Source organism: Myroides pelagicus, from assembly GCF_009711055.1.
Classification (GTDB): domain Bacteria; phylum Bacteroidota; class Bacteroidia; order Flavobacteriales; family Flavobacteriaceae; genus Flavobacterium; species Flavobacterium pelagicum.
Map to the genome: position 1 here is coordinate 1 of NZ_WMJY01000046.1, position 19,955 is coordinate 19,955.

General features: G+C 32.3%; 15 protein-coding genes and 1 pseudogene. 8 read left to right on the plus strand and 8 right to left on the minus strand.

From position 1 onward, the window contains the following. Positions 1-273, plus strand: a pseudogene (locus GJV77_RS13395) (transposase); the annotation flags it as partial. 29 nt (positions 274-302) lie between these two features. Next, complete coding sequence (locus GJV77_RS13400) at positions 303-833, plus strand: AAA family ATPase (protein ID WP_394349985.1); 531 nt, start codon at positions 303-305, stop codon at positions 831-833. Between the two features lie 353 nt (positions 834-1,186). Here the strand turns inward: GJV77_RS13400 and GJV77_RS13405 are convergent, their stop codons facing one another. Continuing rightward, positions 1,187-2,317 (minus strand): fibronectin type III domain-containing protein, encoded by a 1,131-nt coding sequence (locus tag GJV77_RS13405; RefSeq protein ID WP_155036851.1) that lies wholly within the window; start codon positions 2,315-2,317, stop codon positions 1,187-1,189. Positions 2,318-2,680: 363 nt separating this feature from the next. Between GJV77_RS13405 and GJV77_RS13410 the strand changes: the two genes are divergently transcribed. The 4 genes from GJV77_RS13410 to GJV77_RS13425 all read left to right on the plus strand — a co-directional run bounded on the left by GJV77_RS13410 (position 2,681) and on the right by GJV77_RS13425 (position 6,945). Continuing rightward, the gene (locus GJV77_RS13410) at positions 2,681-2,986 is read left to right on the plus strand and encodes a helix-turn-helix domain-containing protein (RefSeq protein WP_155036852.1); all 306 of its coding nucleotides are present in this window, start codon (positions 2,681-2,683) and stop codon (positions 2,984-2,986) included. Beyond that, the gene (locus GJV77_RS13415) at positions 2,983-4,212 is read left to right on the plus strand and encodes a type II toxin-antitoxin system HipA family toxin (RefSeq protein ID WP_155036853.1); all 1,230 of its coding nucleotides are present in this window, start codon (positions 2,983-2,985) and stop codon (positions 4,210-4,212) included. Before GJV77_RS13410 ends, GJV77_RS13415 begins: the two co-directional genes overlap by 4 nt. Positions 4,213-4,447: 235 nt before the next feature. Next, positions 4,448-5,401, plus strand: coding sequence for an ADP-ribosylglycohydrolase family protein (locus tag GJV77_RS13420; RefSeq protein ID WP_155036854.1), 954 nt, complete (start codon positions 4,448-4,450; stop codon positions 5,399-5,401). A gap of 167 nt (positions 5,402-5,568) precedes the next feature. Then, entirely contained in the window at positions 5,569-6,945 is a 1,377-nt protein-coding gene (locus GJV77_RS13425) for a hypothetical protein (RefSeq protein ID WP_155036855.1), read from the plus strand. A 213-nt stretch (positions 6,946-7,158) separates the two neighbouring features. On the opposite strand, the gene GJV77_RS13430 is transcribed toward GJV77_RS13425, so the two are convergent. From GJV77_RS13430 to GJV77_RS13440, 3 genes are all read right to left on the minus strand, one after another. Further along, on the minus strand, positions 7,159-7,545 hold the full coding sequence (locus GJV77_RS13430; protein ID WP_193563681.1) for a hypothetical protein: 387 nt from the start codon (positions 7,543-7,545) through the stop codon (positions 7,159-7,161). Positions 7,546-7,721: 176 nt separating this feature from the next. Continuing rightward, complete coding sequence (locus GJV77_RS13435; RefSeq protein ID WP_155036856.1) at positions 7,722-8,990, minus strand: cupredoxin domain-containing protein; 1,269 nt, start codon at positions 8,988-8,990, stop codon at positions 7,722-7,724. Between the two features lie 597 nt (positions 8,991-9,587). Then, positions 9,588-10,439, minus strand: coding sequence for an RteC domain-containing protein (locus tag GJV77_RS13440; protein ID WP_155036857.1), 852 nt, complete (start codon positions 10,437-10,439; stop codon positions 9,588-9,590). Positions 10,440-10,689: 250 nt separating this feature from the next. Here GJV77_RS13440 and GJV77_RS13445 point away from each other — a divergent pair, with 250 nt between their 5' ends. Next, positions 10,690-11,511 (plus strand): helix-turn-helix domain-containing protein, encoded by an 822-nt coding sequence (locus GJV77_RS13445; protein WP_155036858.1) that lies wholly within the window; start codon positions 10,690-10,692, stop codon positions 11,509-11,511. A gap of 352 nt (positions 11,512-11,863) precedes the next feature. Continuing rightward, positions 11,864-12,217: a hypothetical protein gene (locus tag GJV77_RS13450; RefSeq protein WP_155036859.1), complete on the plus strand. Its 354-nt coding sequence runs from the start codon at positions 11,864-11,866 to the stop codon at positions 12,215-12,217. Between the two features lie 35 nt (positions 12,218-12,252). Here GJV77_RS13450 and GJV77_RS13455 read toward each other — a convergent pair whose 3' ends face one another. From GJV77_RS13455 to GJV77_RS13470, 4 genes are all read right to left on the minus strand, one after another. Further along, positions 12,253-14,676, minus strand: coding sequence for an alpha/beta hydrolase family protein (locus GJV77_RS13455; RefSeq protein ID WP_162521632.1), 2,424 nt, complete (start codon positions 14,674-14,676; stop codon positions 12,253-12,255). Between the two features lie 106 nt (positions 14,677-14,782). After that, positions 14,783-15,538, minus strand: coding sequence for a hypothetical protein (locus GJV77_RS13460; protein WP_155036861.1), 756 nt, complete (start codon positions 15,536-15,538; stop codon positions 14,783-14,785). Positions 15,539-15,550: 12 nt separating this feature from the next. Then, a complete protein-coding gene (locus GJV77_RS13465; RefSeq protein ID WP_155036862.1) occupies positions 15,551-16,930 on the minus strand; it encodes a RagB/SusD family nutrient uptake outer membrane protein in 1,380 nt (459 codons plus the stop codon). Positions 16,931-16,940: 10 nt separating this feature from the next. After that, on the minus strand, positions 16,941-19,931 hold the full coding sequence (locus GJV77_RS13470) for a SusC/RagA family TonB-linked outer membrane protein (protein ID WP_240142882.1): 2,991 nt from the start codon (positions 19,929-19,931) through the stop codon (positions 16,941-16,943). Between the last annotated feature and the right edge of the window lie 24 nt (positions 19,932-19,955).

The following is a 19,955-nucleotide window of genomic DNA, read 5'->3' on the forward strand; positions in this document are numbered from 1 at the left end:
TTACTTGGTGTTTATCTAGCAGAAACAGAAGGTGCTACGTTCTGGCTACATGTTTTAACTGAGTTAAAAAGCGTGGGTCAAGATATTATTGTAGCCTGTGTAGATGGCTTAAAAGGCTTTCCAGAAGCCATTTAAGCTGTATTTCCAAGAACACAAGTACAGCTGTGTATTGTACATCAAATAAGAACTAGTTTGCGATTTGTACCTCATAAAGATAAGAAGGCGGTTGCAGCAGATCTTAAACCTATTTATACAGCTATAAATGAAGAACAAGGTTATAATAACCTNTTCCTGATGGTCTGATTGAATTTTTAAAAAAGCAAGTTAAAGCATCAAATGATAAAATTAAAGAGTTAGAAGAAAAAGGTACAGTAACTGCTGTAAATGTTGAATTTGAACATACTGTAAATAATACAAAGTATACCCTTCCATTAGAATTAGAATCGCAAGGAACAAGACGTTACTATGGTTTTTCTGGGATATTAGCCTTGTTAATCAAAAAATCAACATCATTTCCAATTGATGAATTAGAAACATCATTACACCCTGATTTATATTTACACTTTCTGCTTTCTTTTCTTTTGAACTCTAAAAACTCTCAAATCATTGCAACTACGCATAACCGGGAAATTTTAGACAATAAAGATATTTTTAGGAATGATGCTATATGGTTCACAGATAAACAAGATAGTTGCTCTACTGAACTTTATTCATTAGCTGATTTTGATAGTTCTGTTGTTCGAAATACAACAAATATTCTAAATGCTTACAAAAGTGGTAAATTAAGTGGAACACCAAATTTGAGTGACACGTTTATTGATTTAGACTTATGAGATAGCCAAGAAAAATTTTACCTAAGTCGAATCCTGCTTTCGCTATCGTAGTAGATGGTGAAACAGAAGTTTGGTATTTACAAATGTTAAAACTCAATTGCACTTGGTAAATTCGATAATCAAAATCCGACAAAAGCAATGTGTGAAATGGAGTTATTGTTTCAGTCGGAAGAATTAAAAGGACATTTTAAGTAAATAATAATAAAGCTGCTTAACTAATGTTCAGTTTTCGTTAAGATACCTATTAAAAGAATGCTAAATCAATTATGAAATAGCATTCTTTAATTCTTCGGTTATAAACTTTATAACCTACATACATTAACTAACTAAATAAATTCTTATAATAAGATGGTCTATTTCTTTACTGGGTTACCTTGGAAAACGCCCTTGAAACGTGGATTTTTAATATCCAGTTTAACCATGTCAATAGCTATTTTATAACTACCGTTTTCTTTGGTCACAATGATATCTCCATAATCAATATCCTTAACTACTTGATTGGTTTGAAGATCTATTACTTCAAAGTTATCCGCTATACGCTCAGGGCCTGGGTTACCTGGGTCTCTTTTAGAGGATAAGATATACTTACCTTCTTTAATTTCGTCTGCATTAGAACTTAGCGCACCAAGTTGAAATCTTGCTTGCCACTTTGTGTTTTTAAAGTGAAGGGTGTAATATGCTAGCTTCTGTCCAGCTTTTTCTTCTAGACTTGAGGTAAACTCAACATTTGTAAACACGATGGTTCCATCATCGGTGGCATCGTCAGCACTTTTGGTTTTAGCCTGAGCAGTTTTTAATAGTTTTGCTCCCGTTAAGGACACAGCCGCTACATAGATTGTGTACTCAGTCTCTGGTTTAAATCCTTTAGGTTTTAGTGTTACTGGAGCTTTCACATTCATAATGTTACTTCCTTGTTCTAATACCTGATCAACGGTTAATTCGGGCGTAGTTTTTTCTACCACTTTGTATCTAATGGTCTTTGCTCCATCAGGGGTAATGGTGAAAATAACGCGCTCATGGGTAGAATCAATATCTGATAGCTGGATAGAGACATCTATTTTTTGCAGTGTGGTAGCCGAGATCGGTTGTTCTATAAGGGTTATAACCCCGTCTTTATTTTTAGCTGCTGCAAAAATATAGTACTTTGTTTGATCTTCTAAATCTGTAACTTCAATAGGCGCTTCCCAACTGGTTAAAGCTGTTCCTTTAGAGAAGATTTCTTCTTGAGTAATCACTGGCGCATCGCCATTTTGATCAGCTTTTATGAGGTAGTAAGAAACGTTAGTTGCGTTAGTAGCATTAACAGAGAAGGTTACAGAGGTTTCTGTTACATCTTTTACAGCTAGTTCTACGGTTGCTTTTTCTGCCGGTTTTACAATTGGTTTTTCTTCTATTGTATTGTCATCAGAAGAACAACTGCTTATAGCTACCATTGTAAGGCTGGCTAGCATACCTAGAACTACTTTTCTTGTTTGTCTTTTCATAAAATTATCATAATTAACTATTGGTGTTTTTTCGGTTGACTTTTAAATCAGTCACAATAATACTATAATTTTCTATGTAATTCAATGTTTTTTTATTGTTTTTCGATAAAATATATTTTTTTAATTGTAAAGAGTAGTGGTGTGAAGAGTGTTTTGTAAATATTCACTGGGTATTTTAGCGGTAGACAAAGGATTCAGATCCTTATTAATTGGAGTTTCGTTTACAAAATCAGATGTAGTATCTAAAGGAATATCAAATGTTCTTTCTGATTGAATCTCTTTAGGTTACAATATTGTTTTTTCGTATATTTGTAATACTATAGTGTTAGTTGTAGTTATAATACACTCATAAATATCATAATAATGTTACTTATATCATTGTCTAAAGTACAAAGAAAGATTGTTGAAAGCATCCGCGAGAGACGATTACAGATGGAACTCACTCAAGAAGGTTTGTCTCAGAGAGCCGATGTACCACTATCAACATTGAGAAAGTTTGAACAAAAGGGTTCGATTTCTTTAGATTCATTGTTAAAAATCCTGTCGGTTGTTGGCGGATTAGAAGAGATAGTAGATGCTTTAAAACCTAAGCAGCAACATTTCAAATCTATAGATGAAGTGCTAAAACCAGAAGAAAAAACAACAAGAAAGAGAGGTAAAAGAAAATGAAAACAGCTGTTAAAGAAATAAAAGTAGGGTTGAATTTCGGTTCTGGAGTTCAGTCCGTTGGACGCTTAGCAATTCGTAATAGCACTATTTATTTTGAATATGATGAAGCTTTTTTACTTAGCAATTTAGAAATTTCGCCTTTAAAGCTTCCTTTACAAACTGGTGTGGTAGAACTTTCAAAAAGTCCTTTTGAGGGTTTAGCTGGGGTTTTCAACGATAGTTTGCCAGATGGTTGGGGAAGGTTGCTTTTTGATCGTTTACTCCGTAGGGAAGGGATTTCTCCCTCAGTCATTTCACCACTTGATCGTTTAGCGTCTGTTGGATTAAACGGTTTGGGTGCTTTAGTTTATCAACCGGATCAAAGCCTAAATAGAAACGATGAGATGATTGATTTGGATATTTTGGCTACACATACCCAGGAAGTTTTGGAAGGGGAATCAGAAGATGTGATTGCAGAACTCTTGGCTTTGAATGGATCTTCTGCCGGAGCGAGACCTAAAGCATTGATTGGTGTTGATTCTGGACGAAAAAATATACTACACGGCACAGATCAGTTAAGTGATGATTTTGAACCTTGGATGGTGAAATTTCCAAATTCGCAAGATGGAATTGATGCTGGTACAATAGAATACATTTATGCATTAATGGCATTAGATGCTGGAATTGAAATGCCAACCATCCATTTGTTTCCTTCTAAAAAAGGAAATGGCTATTTTGCGGTAAAACGATTTGATAGAGATGGTAAAAGAAGGCTGCACATGCATACCGCTAGCGGTTTGTTACATAATAATTTTAGATTTCCATCTCTTGATTATGAGGATTTATTATCATTGACAGGTGTATTAACCAGAGATATTTGTGAAGTAAAAAAGATGTTTCGATTAGCAGTTTTTAATGTGATGGCACACAATCGAGATGATCACTCCAAAAATTTTACATTTCTGATGAATGAATTTGGCCAATGGAAATTATCCCCTGCTTATGATTTAACTTTTTCAAGCGGTCCAGGAGGAGAACAAAGTACAATGGTCATGGGGGAAGGAAAAAATATAAGTATTAAGCACCTTACTAAATTAGGTTTAGAAGCTAAGTTGTCAAAAGATTTTATAGAAAGTGTTATTGAACAAACTCATTCGGCACTTGCTAGATGGACAAGTTTGTCTGAAAACTTTGGAGTTAGTAAGTCTAACAGGGAGTTAATCCAGAAGGCAATATCAAAATTATAAGCAATGATACCATTGAAATTGTATTGACTTTTGAAAAATAAACAAAGGTTGTAGGTTTTGCGTGGTTAAACAAACAAACCTCAATCTTTTGGCTAAGTACTTAATCAAATAGCATTAGAGCTAAACCAGGCTATAGGGATTGAAACAGGAAAGTTATAAAAATCTTTTCTAGAGATTTCGGCTTTCAAATGCTATAATCTACCTTTACAGATCAATCCTTTAAAAAGTAGAAAACATGTCCAATTTAGCCCAAGATATCCTCTTTGGGGTAGCTGTAGCAGATGCCCTTGGAGTACCAGTAGAGTTTAAGTACCCAGACAAAATAGACTTAGTATCTGTTGAGTCTAACTATAGCGATCATCCCAACCGGTTAACCAGTTTTGGTTCCTGGCATAAACCCGTAGGAACTTTCAGTGATGATTCGTCTCTTACGTTTTGTACCGCAGAGTATTTAGCAAATAAAGAGAGCAATTTAGATGATTTGATGGAGCGGTTCAACGATTGGATGAAACAAGGGTATTGGACTGCTGATGGGGATACATTTGATATTGGGCGAACTACCCTTTTTGCCATTGAGAATTATGCTTATGGAAGTGACTGGAAAAGCTGTGGGATGCGAAATGAAAGAGACAATGGAAATGGTTCACTAATGCGCATAGCTCCTCTTGTTTTTCCTTTGTTATACGATAATACAATCACTGATAAATACACTTATATCAGTGATTTTTCTAGCCTTACTCACGGGCATAAAATAGCTGTAGATGCGTGTTATATTTACCTGTGTTTTGCCGAGTATTTAATCTTGACAAAAGACGCTGATAAAGCGTATCAACAATTAAAACAAACCCTTAAACAGACTTATAACAGCGATCCTTATTTTTGTCGTATTTTCTCAGATGACTTTACACAGTTGGATCCTAGTTTGTTTAACAATCGTGGTTTTGTTGTGGGTAGTTTAGAAATAGCCCTACATACTTTATTGCGCACTAGTGATTATAAACAGGCTATTTTAGAGGTTATCGCCCTGGGCAAAGACACAGATACTAATGCTGCTATTACAGGGGCTTTAGCAGGTGTTTTGTATGGATACAATAGTATTCCTTCCCACTGGTTAGCTCCATTAAAAGCAAAACAAGCTATAATGGCCTTAGCAAATAACCTTGCTCAAGCTTATCCCCAGGTGAACTAGTACGTTTGTCACAGGTAGTTGTACGCTAGAGCGATGTGTTACTTTATCTATTGGATAACTCGGTATAAGCCAAGGAGATTACTTTGGTGGAAATTCAATTGATTTAAGGTGTTGATTGTCAATTTATAGTTTTTTATATTAGCAATACAAAACTAAATCTAACCCCAATGAAAAAGACGTTATCGCTGCTTTGTTTGATGTTGTTTAGCGCAGTAATCTATGCTCAAAAAGTGGATACATTATATGTAAAAAACATAGACGAGCTAAATCTTGTACGTAAAAATGAGGCGCAATTCTATAAAGTAATCACTTCAGAGCCCAATTCCTCAGTGGTTGAAGTAGAGGATTACTATCTAAACGGAGGTCTTCATGCAAGGGGTAAAGCCGTTAGAGCAAACAATGAATTGATCTTTCAAGGGGAACGCTATATCTATGCTCCTGATGGTGTTTTATTTGGAGGCTTTACCTATGATAAAAAGGGTAGAAGAAGACAAACCTTTACTTTTCACCCTATTTCAAAAGAGCGATACACCCTTGAATTAACAAAACAAGAAATCCCTTATAGCGGTTCTTTTTTTGATCAAGGAGCTTTGTATAAGTTTAAAAAGGGAAAGCAAATAAAGAAAATTCTCTTCTATCCAAACACAGCAGAGGTCTTTGAGATAATGACACCGGATCACTATTTTTACTTTGACCAACAGGGCAATGCTATCGGAACACTATCCTACCAAGTAAAAGATAATAAGCTTATTCCTATAGAGGGTGTTTTCTACGAATTAAGAAATGAAAAAATTAGGGCAAAGATAGGCTATAAAGACGCCCAAAAGGTATATAGTGCGTCTTATATCCCATCGGTTGAGTACCCTTTTAAGTTGAGAAAAGAAGTTTTTTATAAGGATGAAAAAAGGGTCAAGCAAAAAGAGTATTACCCAACAGGCTCGCTTAAAGAAGTTAGTCACTATCACATAGAGGAAGGGGAATCAGCGATGTATAAAACTGAGTTTTACGATACCCAAGAAAGGCTTTTAGGGGAATATGATAATGAAACAAACTCAGGAACGAAGGTTTGGTTTTACGATAGTTTTGAAAAAAAACGAGTGCAAAGTTTCGATAAAGGCAATCTAGTCAAAGACGAGTTTTATGTAGAAGCGATAGATTCAATCTCCGACACGCGCATGCACTTTTTATTCAGCTCGATGGACTATACTAATAATCAAGCAGATTTTTACGACGTATTGGGAAATATTACATCAAGTGTAACCTTTAGACAAGGCAAACCTTATGATGGGTTGACTTATAGTTACAAAGCTGGAGAGTTAATTACCACGAATTACCAAGCGGGTAAAAAACAAGGAGTTGAAACCATATATGAAAACTATCCGTTTAACCCTCTAAAAATACAAGAAAATGAATATATCAATGGAGTTCAATCCCAAGAGCGTTGGTACGAAAACGGAGAGTTTGTCGATGCGATTCAGTACGTTGTGACCCCAGAGGAGCTTGAACCAGAAGTAGAGATATATGAGGTAGAAGAGGTAGAGTAGATATTGATTAATTGGGGTGATGTATTAACAAGCCTATTATATTGAAAGCAACTTATCTAAAACATCCTAATGTCTGATATATTGTTACTAAATAGCTTATTTGGAAGACAATGCAGTGATATTTCACGCATTGTCTTTTAGTTTAAAGTCGTTTAATAATGTTATTCCTAAACAGTTTAATCGAAAAGAATATAATTGTTTCTAATAGACTAGTTACAACCATTTCTCAATCAGATCTAGCCATAAAGCCTGATTGTTTTCTATTTTAAAGACAGCTGAGGACATTGTTTCAGTGCTAAAATCTTTTTTACGACCTATACGTTGTACCACATCAATTTTCATGGCAATGATTTCTTCGGTAGTAGTCATTCTGATTTCATCCACAATCAAAGGTGGTTGTATAAAAGTATCCGTATAAAACACATCTAATTTTACCACATTATTGTTATCTGTGTCCACACTGTAAGATTTACCCATTGCCGGATCAAGATTTGAAAAATGATGGTGGTAGGGAAATGTTTTCTCGACGAACTCATCAACAGCTTTAAAATTAATAGAACCATACAGGGCATCACTAAACAAATCTATATCTACAGACAAACGATGTCCATTTCGTAATGATTGATTTTTTAATCTAAGAGATCATTTATAGTGATAAATCAAAAAAACTAGTGATTAACAATGTGTAACCACTAGTCTTTTTATAAGTTTTAAAATCAAAGCTACTTACTACTTGTAGCTTATAATAGAGTAACTACTTAAAGTAATACTTCTACCTATAGGTTAAAGGTATAGTTATATACTTTTCGTTCACCGTTGAATCTCTGAGAAAAGAGTAATTTAGTACCGTCTTTGATTTCTACGAAGTACTCAGCATTGATATAATAAGGACGATCGGAACCAATAATCCTGTATCTTCCTTTGATTTGTTCTTTTATACCGTATGCAAATACGCGTCTATTATTTATGTAAACATTAACCTCCATCCAAGTGATATCCTTTGTCATAGAAGGATCAATAGCTGTATAGGTAAAGTCTTCATTTACAATGGCAGGAGTTGCAAAAAAAACTTCACAACGACCTGTTTTATCGGTACTGATAGTGGTTTCTCTCCAAACAGCATATTGGGTAGGATCTCCATGATGTATCGTTTTAAACCCTACAAAGGCTAATTCAGTGTGGTCTGTTTCAAATCTTTTGTTTTCAAAATAAATATGTCCTGTAGCCTTAGGTTTTGCAATTACTATAATCTGGAAAGGTTTACTATCTTGGTACCCTTGTTTTTTAGCTATGACTTGATGGGTCCCAACCGTTGCTTTCCACGGATTTGTGATAGGATTATCTCCGATAAATAGCTCCACACCTTCAACTGGCCTACCATCTTTAGAAACCACTTCAAACAACACCTGTGTTGCTTCTATAATATTATTACTGGTCTCATTAGTAATAAACAATGCAGGCATTTGTTTTACCGTTATTTTAGTTGGTTCGCTTTTGATATACCCTTGTTTACTTGCTCTTAAATCATAGTTTCCAGCCACGGCTTTCCACGGGGTAGTTACTTTTTGATTATTGAGCAAAATATCAGCACCTTCGATCAGGGTACCATCAAGGGTTTTTACGGTGAACTCCACCATTGTACCCTCTACAATTTCTGATTCCACCTTAGGAGAAACAATAAGTTTGTCCATGGCAGTGATCTTGTGCTCATTACTATCTTTATAGCCTTCTTTTTTAGCCACAACGATATATGTTCCCACTTTGTCAAAGGTATAGGCTGTAGTGTCTTGTTTGACTTGGTTGACATATAAGTCAAAATCCACCGTGGCTTGCTTACCAAGCATCACAGCGAAACGCACCGTGGTTCCTGTTTCTACTTCTACAAGATGCGGTAGAAATGTGACTTGATCTTTAGGATCTACAACTACAGGTGGTATTTCTTCTTCGACAGGTGGAGTGACAGCCAAAGCATTGTCATCACTGCTACATGACAGTCCGGTAAATAATAGCGCGGATAAGGCTAATAAGGTAAATAGTTTTTTCATGAGTGTGTATTTGATTTATTATAATTGTTTTGTGATAACCTAGAATAAATACGTGGATAATCCATAGAATACAGCTGGTATATTAACCAAGTATTACTGCGTATTAACTAGTTTAATTTGGAGCAAAATTACCTTTGATATATTTATAAGAAAATACCTTTTAAAGGGTAATTTTATAACAGATGAATTTTAAAAAACTAAATCAGTGATAACAGTTCGCTTTATCTGGTTAATAAAATAAGTGTTAGGCTTTACTAAGGGGTAATGCAATTTTGAAGGTAGATAAAAAAGTGATTGTTTTTTAAGCCTTACTAAGGGGATGCTAAGTTAGATCCAAAATGGTTAGCTGAACTTAAAGAAGATACCTTTAAAATTCCCTAATATAGTTTAGCTAAGTTTATAGGAGTAGTAGTCAAAGTTTCTAAACTGTTTGGTTTACCCTACAACCACTTTAGTTTGAAGTGGAATATCCCTTCGGGTTATACGATGAGGTAAATGAAAAAGTAGCCAAAGCTAAGGGAGGTATAAGGGGTAGTAGTATATAGCAGTGGAGACCATACTAAAAAAATAGATGGTCTCCTTTGTTTGTTTGTTTGTTTATTTATAACTATCGTTCATATATTCTTGTAAATCAGTAGCTAGTTTATCTAGATACATGGTTCTTGATTTTGTTCTTGTTTTCATACGATGAAACGAATGATGAACATCACTTAGATTTACATTAAACATATTTTGTAACAGATCAGCTATAGTTTTTATATCAACGTTTCCATGATTTAAAGAGTTACTGGTATACAGGGCGTATATCAGCTCCACTAGTGAAGACTGTGACTCTGTCCAAGTAATACTTTGACTATTGGAGCTGTGCTGATTAGCTTGGATAGATTTATTGATTTGACTTAACCGGTGGTTTAAATAACCACTTAACTGTTCACAGCTAAGGATTTTTGCAATTTTAAAATCATAGTGAGTTGAGAAATTTGGATCAATTTCAAAGACAATACTATTTACCCCAGATAGTAAATCAATATTACCGGTTTTAAAGTAGATATGATCATTGTGAGTTTTTTTAGACTTGTAGTAAATATAGAAGTCTGAGTGATTGATATAGTTTTTATTCTCTGCGATGAGTTGATCTAGTTTTTTGTTGTAGTAGCGCTGTTGTACACTAAGCATGTTTATGGGGGCCTGACTCTCGATTCGGTAGACTTTGTTGTAGAAGATAAGTTTACCTAGTAAATAGGGCTTAATGTGTTTGTAGAATTCAATTTCTTGTTGGTCTGAGCAGAAGCCTTGTTCTAAAACTTTTAGCTTTAGAGAGTGTAAATGGTTTTGGAGAAACTTAATCATCCTTTGAGACTCTTCGATGATTAGATCTGATTTAAAGGTTACATCCTTTTCCAATTCAGAAATTTGCTTAATAACATTTGAATTAGTGATTAATTCCATAATTGGGAGTTTTTTTGGTGGTTAATAATTATGTTGTTTGGTGTTAGTAAGGCAATTCGAGTTAAAACTTACCACTTATTTTTGGATTTCCATGTTAAAATAATCGCTTTATGCGAAAAGTAAATATAAAAGGGCTTAATTTGTAATGTTTTGTAAATGAGTAAAATAAATAAAAAACGGTATAAAAGTGTAATAAGTTAGAAAGTTCTCCCAAAGAAGCTCTTTTTAGACTTTAATATTTATTAAGGTTATGAGTATTGCGTTAATCAAGGATTTAAGTGAAACGATAGCGTTTTTCTTAAGCGGTTATACAAAAAAAGAAAATGAAAACACACATTCTTTTTGTATAACTACTTTTGAAAGCAACCTTGAGACCATACTTGAAAAGCTTTTTTACTTTGTTTTTAGTAAAGGTTTATACTCTCCACTGAAGTATACTAATGAAAGTTTAGATAAGCTCACATTTAAATTAAATAAGCCTGATGAGCAACCTGTAGATGGTCAAAGTAAGTTCACAGGCGTGAAACTAGAGCGTTTAGTAAAGCGAATTAAAAACAAAACAACTTCCCTTGACTCGCTAAGTTCTACTTCAAAAAAAGCAATAGCGTTTAGTTTTATTGTTCGCAAGAAAAGATCAGCTGTTATTTTCTTTGGAATACAACTAGCGGACAGGGTTTTGTTAAGGTCACTTACCTTTAAAGGGATTAGCAGGGTAAGAGAGGATAGTAGTATGTTTTTTAATAAACAAAGGCAGTATTATAAAAAGCTGTATGGTGATTATTTACAATATACAGAGCAAGAGAAAAGAAATATTCTAATCAGTGAGTATTGTCAAATCATATCGATGCACCCTAAAACCTTTAAGCGAAAGTTTAAAAACTATATAGGCACTACTTTTTATGACTATCATATAAAACAAAGACTACTCAAAGGTCTTTATCTTTTGTTTTATACCCAATACACAGTCTCACAGATAGCTTATATTTCAGGTTATGAGAATTATAGTGCCTTTATAATTGCTTTTAATAAAGATCAAAAATACATTCCGAGTGATTATCGTTTATTAAGGTAGTTTATTGAAAAAAAGCGTATTTGTCCTTTTATTGTAGTGAAATGTCCCTTTTTTGTAGTAGAATGTCCTTTTTTTGTAGTCTTTGATCAAAAATAGTTTAGAGCTTTGTAGAGTAATAAAATAATAATTGTATTGGCTTTAGAAAATCACCTGGAAACAGGGAGGTTTCTCTAAAAGCGAAAAGCAACTATTACAACCTATATAGCTCAAGGTTGTAAATCACCTGGACTGATACTTTGTGGCCAAAAGAATCAGCTATCACAATAAAATCTATTAACCTTTAAAATCTAACCAACAATAATCAATAGCAGTGGATAGAGAATCTACTTGCTTAAATTTAAAATTTAAAATCATGAAAAAATTTATAAAAAACCTACTAGCTCCATTAGCTTTAATTGCAATGCTAGCTGTAGGTGCATTCTCAGTGAATGCTAGTGAGGTGAAAACTGAAGCATCAAATATCGAGACTACTCAAGAGATAACAGCTTCAAATCCTTATAGTGGAGAAGCTTTCTATAGACATCTAGATCCTTTAACTAATCAATTTATCTATACAAAAGTAGGTGATTTTCAAGAAGGGGAATGTTCAATAGATACCAATTTAGAAGATAGATGTACAGCTATTGTAGATGGTATGCAGAGAGAGTTATGGGGAAAAGATCAGTTTGGAAATTATATTGAATTATATCGTGATGATAATATTTAATAAAATAAGGAGGCTTGAGAGAGCCTCCTATTTATTTATAGAGGTGTAAGAGAATATTTGTTATAATCCAGTCCATTACTTATCCAAGGTGTTTTAGTACTATCTTTTAAGTGGTAGTCAAACCATTGTAATACCTTAGTTGCAATATCATATTTTTCTATAGGGTTTTCTGTTGTTGCATTATGGCCAATATTTTTGTAAAAAAGTGCAATAACAGGTTTCTGCTCTCTTTTTAAAGCAATAAACATTCTTCTAGTATTTAACCAATGGGCATTTTCATCTTGAAGACCAGTAATTAGAAGCATTGCTGTTTGGGACTTATGAGCTTGATGTATAGGAGAATTATCAATGTATTTTTGAGGGTTCTGAGAGTATTTTTCTTTCATATTTAGTTGTACACTTTCAGCTCTAACCCAATCAGGTTTTTTTCTACTATTACTATATCTATACATTAATCCGCCAACTATGTCATGTATTCCTGCGTTAGAAACAGATGCTTTGAATAAGTTAGTTGAAACCGATATAAAGCTTGATTTGTAACCGCCAAAAGAGTGACCATATATCCCCAAGTTATTATGATCTATACTTGGTTCCTTTTTTAAAGTGTTATTTAACAGGTTTTTAATGTTGTTTACGGCACTTATTCCTGGACCTTTATCTGTTACACGCGTTTGAGCGAAAAGAACGAAATATCCATTTTCTGTAAACAAAGCATTATTGAAACCATTTTTAGCACTAATTTTTTTTGGGATCATAAAATTTTTAGGTGAAACACTAAATGATAAGTCATAAACATAAACAATCATTGGGTATTTTTTATTTGGATTAAAGTTTTTAGGGTATTGTAAAAAACCATTTAATATTACATTATCCTTATCTTTATACTGCACAGTGATACTTTTTCTCCAATTAAAAAGTTTTTCATTTATATTAGAACTAAACAGGGTATCAGCTTTCTGTTTATTTAATCTAATCAGTTTTGGTGGCATATTATGATTTTCAATTGAAAATACAAGATTATCAGAGTTTGATGTTGTTAGTTTTTTACTTAGTCTTCCAAGGTCTATTAAGTCTTTAGTTTGAAAAGCGGTTTTAGTTTTATTGTTTTCAAAGTAAAAGATATAGTTGTTGTCTTTATCCAAGTTATGGATCGCAGTAAAGTAAAATGATTTTTTTAAATCAAGCTTATGTTCATTAGGTTTGTTATGTATTATTGAAGTAATATCAAGTGAATTATCCAGTTCAACAATTGTTTTAAATTTTTTAGTTACATAATTATAAGTAAGTAGTTTGTTTTTGTTATAGTATAAAATAGTTTGATTATCTATTGTCCATAGCTTTGTATTGTAAGGAACACTAGTTATATGTTCTTTTTTTAGTGTTTTTGTATTAATAAGCTCTAAAGTTTTATTATTCTTGTTAGGGTAGAAAATATAATGAGAATCTAATGAAGTTTGAAAAGAATTATTCCATGCTTTGGTAAGACTAGTTGATTTGTTTTTTTTTGTAATATCAAATAAAAAATATTCAGAATTAGCTGTAATCTGTGAGAAATCTTCAAATTCAAACTGATTATATATGAGTAGTAGATTTGGAATCCCTAAGTTAATATATTCATTATCAATATGTCTGTTTAATTCTGTCAGGTTGTTTTTTAAATAGCTAAATACATGTGCTTTGTATTTTTTTGTATATTTTACTTGAAAATTACTTGGAAGAATTAATCTAGAGTTCCCTTTCCAAATATCTACAAGTTCCCTCTGAGGAATTTTTTCATTTGTTTTTGTTTCGTAGGTTATAAACATGTCATTATTTCTAAAAAAACTTATTTTAAAATTATCAATTTCATTTTCTTCATTTATGATAGTAGATTTAATATCATAATTAGTTAGGTTTATTAATGTTACTACGTTATTTGTTTTTATAGCAAAAGCATCATTAGTAAAGTTCCATTTTATATACGAAAATTCACCACTGATGTTAAGTAATTTTTTGATTTTCATAGACTTTGAATCAATATGAAGTAGTTCGTTATCATTATTAACCAGTATAATATGATTTTTACTATTATTTAAGTAGTATTTTTTTATATTAGTTTTTTGAATCAGTGTTTTTGTCTTTGTAAGATCTTTTTTAAGTTCATAGACTGAAAATACGTTATTAGTGTCTAAGGTATAAACGATAGTCTTATCGATGAAAGTATCGAAGTTTACGATATTCTTTTTTACGATGGAATCTTGCTTGTTTAATGAGTAAATTGTAAGGTCTTTATTAACTCTTCCTACTACTAAGCCTTCATTAAGTATATTATTATAGAACTCTTTGAAATGAGTCAGGTCTATTTTTTGGTGTGAGTCAGTGTTAATAAAGAAAGTGTTATTTGCTCTGGGATTGTTATTATAATGTTCTCCTATAACGACCCATTTACCATCAGGTGAAATCGCTAACGGTTTAGCCATACTCCAAGTCGAGTCTTTGAAAAAGTGGTTTGGTGCCTTCTGTGCATTTGAATTATATGATAACATAAGTATTAAGATCAAAGTTATTAATAGTTTGTGCATTGTGTTATAGATTTAAATTAATAACGGTGTCGTTTTTAGCAATAAAATCAATATAGTTTCTATCTATTCCGTTAATGACAATATGGCTTTTTTTAGGAGTGTTTATTGTAAATTGCCCATACCTATTAGTTAAATGAAAAGTACTTGCCCCATTTGTATTGATTATAAAACTAGTTGTAATAGGAATATTTTCTAAAGGTTTTTTTGTAATAGAATTATAAACAGAACCTGAAATTGTAATTAAGCTATCAGGATTGATAGTCTTTAATTGGTTGTAAAAAGTATTGTAACCTAAAGAGTTTTCCTTTTGGAACTCCTGAATTACATTTAAAGGCAATGGTTCTAATTCAATATTTAGGTTTTGACTTTTATTAAGTCCTATGAAGTTTTTAGGCTTTTTATAGAGGTAAGGAGTTGGAATTAATACTAGGGTATCATATTTATTTATTGTTATACTATAATATCCGTCTTGCCTTACAAACACTCGTTTATTTTCGCCAAAAGCTGTTTTTTTTCTTTTTGATGTGGCACTAGTAAAATCTTTGGTATAGTTCCATTTATTTTTAACATTCATTGTAGTAACCCCTAAAGGAGGTTTATTACTTCCTTTAAGAGTTACTATTCCTTGTATGGTAATTGTTCCATCTAGGTTTTCATTGGTGTAGTTAGTTTTTGAATTTAAGTTTTCTTGCATTTTATCTTGTTGGCAGGAGAAAAGAAATATTAATACACACTTTATTAAAAAAATTTTTGTATTCATTTATGTTTTTATTTAGTAACCAGGATTGTTAGGAAGCAAATTTTTATTTATTTCTAATTGTCTATACGGAATAGGAAAGAGGTTATGATGTGGTTGAAAGTTTGGTTTATTTATTTTTAGTATTGCTAATTGGTTGGTTAATTTAAGATCAAAAAATCGTCTACCATTTTCAGTGAAAAACTCTTTTGAACTCTCTTTTAAGAATGACTTTATAAAGTCCTGATGATTTAATTCAGGGAGGTCACTTAATCCTCTATTGTTACGTATAAAGTTTAAAGTGGCAAGACCTTCTTTGTTTTTACCTTGCATATATTGGCTATATGCTAAGTGAAAGTAAATTTGTTCAATTCTATAGAAAATCGAAAATTCATCTGTGTTATTTTGTTGGTTTTTGTATTTATAGACTTGATGAAATTCTTGATTGTTTATATTTATTTTTTTAACCCAGTGTTTTTTTCTTAGATCGTTTTGATCAAAAGAATTTATAAGTTCATGAGACATTGTAGCACTATACCAGGTGAAGTTTGAGAAAATGTATAAAGATGCCTCAGAAGTTATATCAGAAGTATATCTTGGAGCAATTTGCCAAATAGTACTTCTAGCATCTTTTTTAAAGGTTTTTGAAAGGTCAGGAACTATTTCGTAGATACCTTGATCTAATATGTTTTTAGCAATTTTTTCAGCTTCCTCATAACGTTGTTGTTGAATTAGAATTTCTGTAAGTAATACTTCTGCTACGGCTTTATTTATATAGAATTTATTTGGATCTCTGTAACTGTAGTCAAGTAGTTCAATTGCAGTTTTTAGATCTGACTCTATTTTTAACATTACCTCATTATGAGAGATTTTTTTTAGATTTTTATTTGTATTGTAATCTGTAGAAGATGTATATGGTATATCTCCATAAAGTATTGTGAGGTAGTAATAGTATAAGGCCTTTAGCGTATATGCTTCACCTAGAGCTAATTCTTTGAAGTTATTATCTAATAGTGTTGAATTTCTGACTCCTTCTATGAATGCGTTGATAGTATAAACATCATGATATGAGGTATTCCACCAATTATTATTAGTCGTGTGAATATCAGAAATATTATTCTCGTAAATATCCATAGTAGAACTATTTGTACCATAAAAATCTAACTCATCAGTATATAGGCTAAGATTAAAACTAGTCCCTGGGTTTGATTTATTGAAAGTAGTTGATACTGCAAATTTGAAGTAAAGATTATTTAAGGCAGCTTTTGCAGTTGCGATATCTTTGTATATTTCTGATTGGTCAATTCTATCAGTAGGAGGATCAACTTCAATCATTGTTTCACATGAGATGGACAATAATATAGTTAGCATCAATAATAGAATTGATTGACGATATTTATTTTTTGTTGTATGCATGATTTTTAATTTAAAATGTTATTTGTGTACCAAAAGATATTGTTCTTAATGGTGGTAGTGAATTGAATATTCTAAACTCAGGATCAATACCCTTGTAGTTTGTAATTGTCCAAAGATTTTGTCCTTGTATATAAAGTTTTAATGAATCTATTTTTAATTTAGGTATACTTAAATTATAAGTTAATGAGATGTTTTTTAGTCTAATAAAAGATGCATCTGAAATAGTGGCAGTACTCTCTAAATATGGCTGTAATAGGGCATTGTTTGGGTTTCCAATATTAGCCGGCATATAAGAAGCATTTGGGTTGGTATCGGAATGATAATCAACCATAACCTCTGGAAGGTTTAGAATGCCAGCTCCTGGGGAACTATAATATCTATTGATATTGTAGTTCTCTTTTTTTGTAAAATAGAATAAAAAATCTAATGATAAGTTTTTATAAGAAACCATATTTTGTAATCCACCAATAAATTTAGGAGCTAAACTTTTAATAAGTTGTTTATCAGCAGATGTTATTTTACCATCGTTATTATAATCTTTAAATAAGAAGTTCCCTGTTTCAGGGTCTAATCCTTGATAATCATATAGTTTAATAATATTAAGAGGTTGTCTTATTACGTAGAAGCTGCTTTGAGTTCCTTCTTCAAGACCAGGGTAGGCAACCAATTTATTTCTTGGAAATGATAAATTAAAGCTACTAGACCATAAAAAGTTTTTCTTTTTTATATTTTGACTGAATACAGAAAACTCCCACCCTTTATTTTCTACAGTAGCTGGTGAGTTCGATGTAATGCTGGAAAACCCTGTTGTACTTGGAAGGGTTAATCCTACTAATTGGTCTGAAGATCTATTGTTGTAATATGCTATTGATGTGTTTATTCTATCATTGAAAAAGCTAAGTTCAGTTGCAATTTCAAACTTCTTTGTTTTTTCCCATTTATATTTAGGGTTAAATAAAGCTGTAGGATTTAATGTTGGGTAGTCATTATAGATTTGGCCAACACTATAAGTGTCTAAATAGGCATAGTCTCCAATATTATCACTACCTGTAACCCCGTAACTAGAGCGAATTTTTCCAAAAGAAAGCCAAGGGAGGTTTTCCATAAATGGTTCTTGAGAAAAAATCCATGCAGCACCAATAGCACCAAAGTTTCCAAATTTATTGTCTGCACCAAACCTACTAGATCCATCACGTCTACCAGTTAAGTTGATTAGATACTTACTGCCATAAGAATAATTAATTCTAGTAAAAATAGAAGCATACTTATATTGATTATTAATTATAGGGTAGACGATTTTTTCTTTTGCAGCACCAATGTTATTTATAAAAGCATTGGATGTGAAATTTTTACCAGTGAGTCTGGTTGATTCTAAGTTGTTTTGTTGGTAAGTAGACCCTAATAAAACACTAATTAAGTGTTTGCCTTTAGGTATTAAATAGTTTATTTGAGGTTCTAGTATGAAATTTTTTAAATTCTGATTGGAGTAATACGATTCAGAACGTTCGCTTGTTAAATTAAATGCGGGATTAAAGATTGTATGTGGGATAATTTTTCTTTCCTCTAATTGATTTGAAGTATACCCTATATTTAATTTTACTGAAAGATTTTTTATTAGATTATATGAGATATTTGAATTAATTACGATTGTTGTAGTTTTATTTTCGTAATGGCTATTGAGTTGAGCCAGTGGATTCATCCATGTTTTATTTTGCCAATTTAAGCTACCATCTTCGTTGTATAGCTTAGGTGCATTTGGAGCAAGCGTTAATGATTGTTTAGTTAAATCTTCTGTTGGAAGATTATTTGTTTGATCAGAGTATAAAGTTGAAGAGTTTACAGAAAGTCTTCTATTTTTACTTTTATGATTATAACTAGCTATAAAAGAGTTCCTTTTGTACCCTTTATCTGTTGGAAAAACTGTGGTGTTTTCGTTATGTGAATAATTGATATTAAAGTTTGAGAATTCATTTCCTCCTCTTACGCCTAATGATACTTCTTGCATATTAGCTGTATCACCAATTAGTTCTTTTTGCCAATTGGTATACCTATTTCTATCCCAAGCTCCATTGATATCAAAGGCATTTGCAGGTATGTCTCTACCAGCGTTTGCGTAAGCATCTTCTCGCATTTTGATATACTGATGGGTATTCATCATGTTAAGAAACTTTGGAACTTTGCTAAAACCTACAGCAGATGAAGCTGTAAAATTAGTTTTAGATTGGGTTCCCTTTTTTGTGTTGATTAATATAACTCCATTTGCTCCTCGTGAACCATAAATAGCGGTTGCATCTGCATCTTTTAAAATCTCAATACTTTCAATATCATTTGGGTTAATAGCATTTAAAGGGCTTATTAAGCCATTAAATATTGTTCCTGAAAGTTTTCCTTGTCCGCCAATTTTATCCGTAAAAAAAGGAACCCCATCAATTATATAGAAAGGAGTATTTCTTCCTGTTGATTTACTTCCCATAAAGTTCTGCCCTCTAATTTCAATGTCAACACCTCCTCCTGGTATACCTGTTAAGTCAGTTATATTAACTCCCGGAGCTCTCCCTTGTAAGGCTTGAAGTGGATTTACTACAGGCTGATGTTCAATATCTTTAGCGGTTACACGAGCAATACTTCCTGTACGCTCCCTATCTTTTACAGAGTAGTACCCCGCATTAACGACGATTTCATCTAGTGTACTTGTGTCTTGTTTTAGAGTTACATTTACAATACTTTGATTATTATAAATAATTGAATAATCTCTAAATCCAATCATTGAAAATACTAAGGTTTGTCCCTTAGCTACCTCAATTGAGAAGTTACCTTCTAGATCAGTTGAGGTAGCTTTATTGGTATCTTTTACCGATACATATACCCCAGGTAGGTTACCATTAGCATCTTTTACCTTACCGGTAATTTTGGAGGTTTTTACTTGATCTTCTGTTTTGTCTTTTTCTAAGTAGACAGTCACTGCATTTGCCTGAGATATTGTTAGGATAGAGGCAAGCAGTACTAAAGTAGTTTTATACCTATA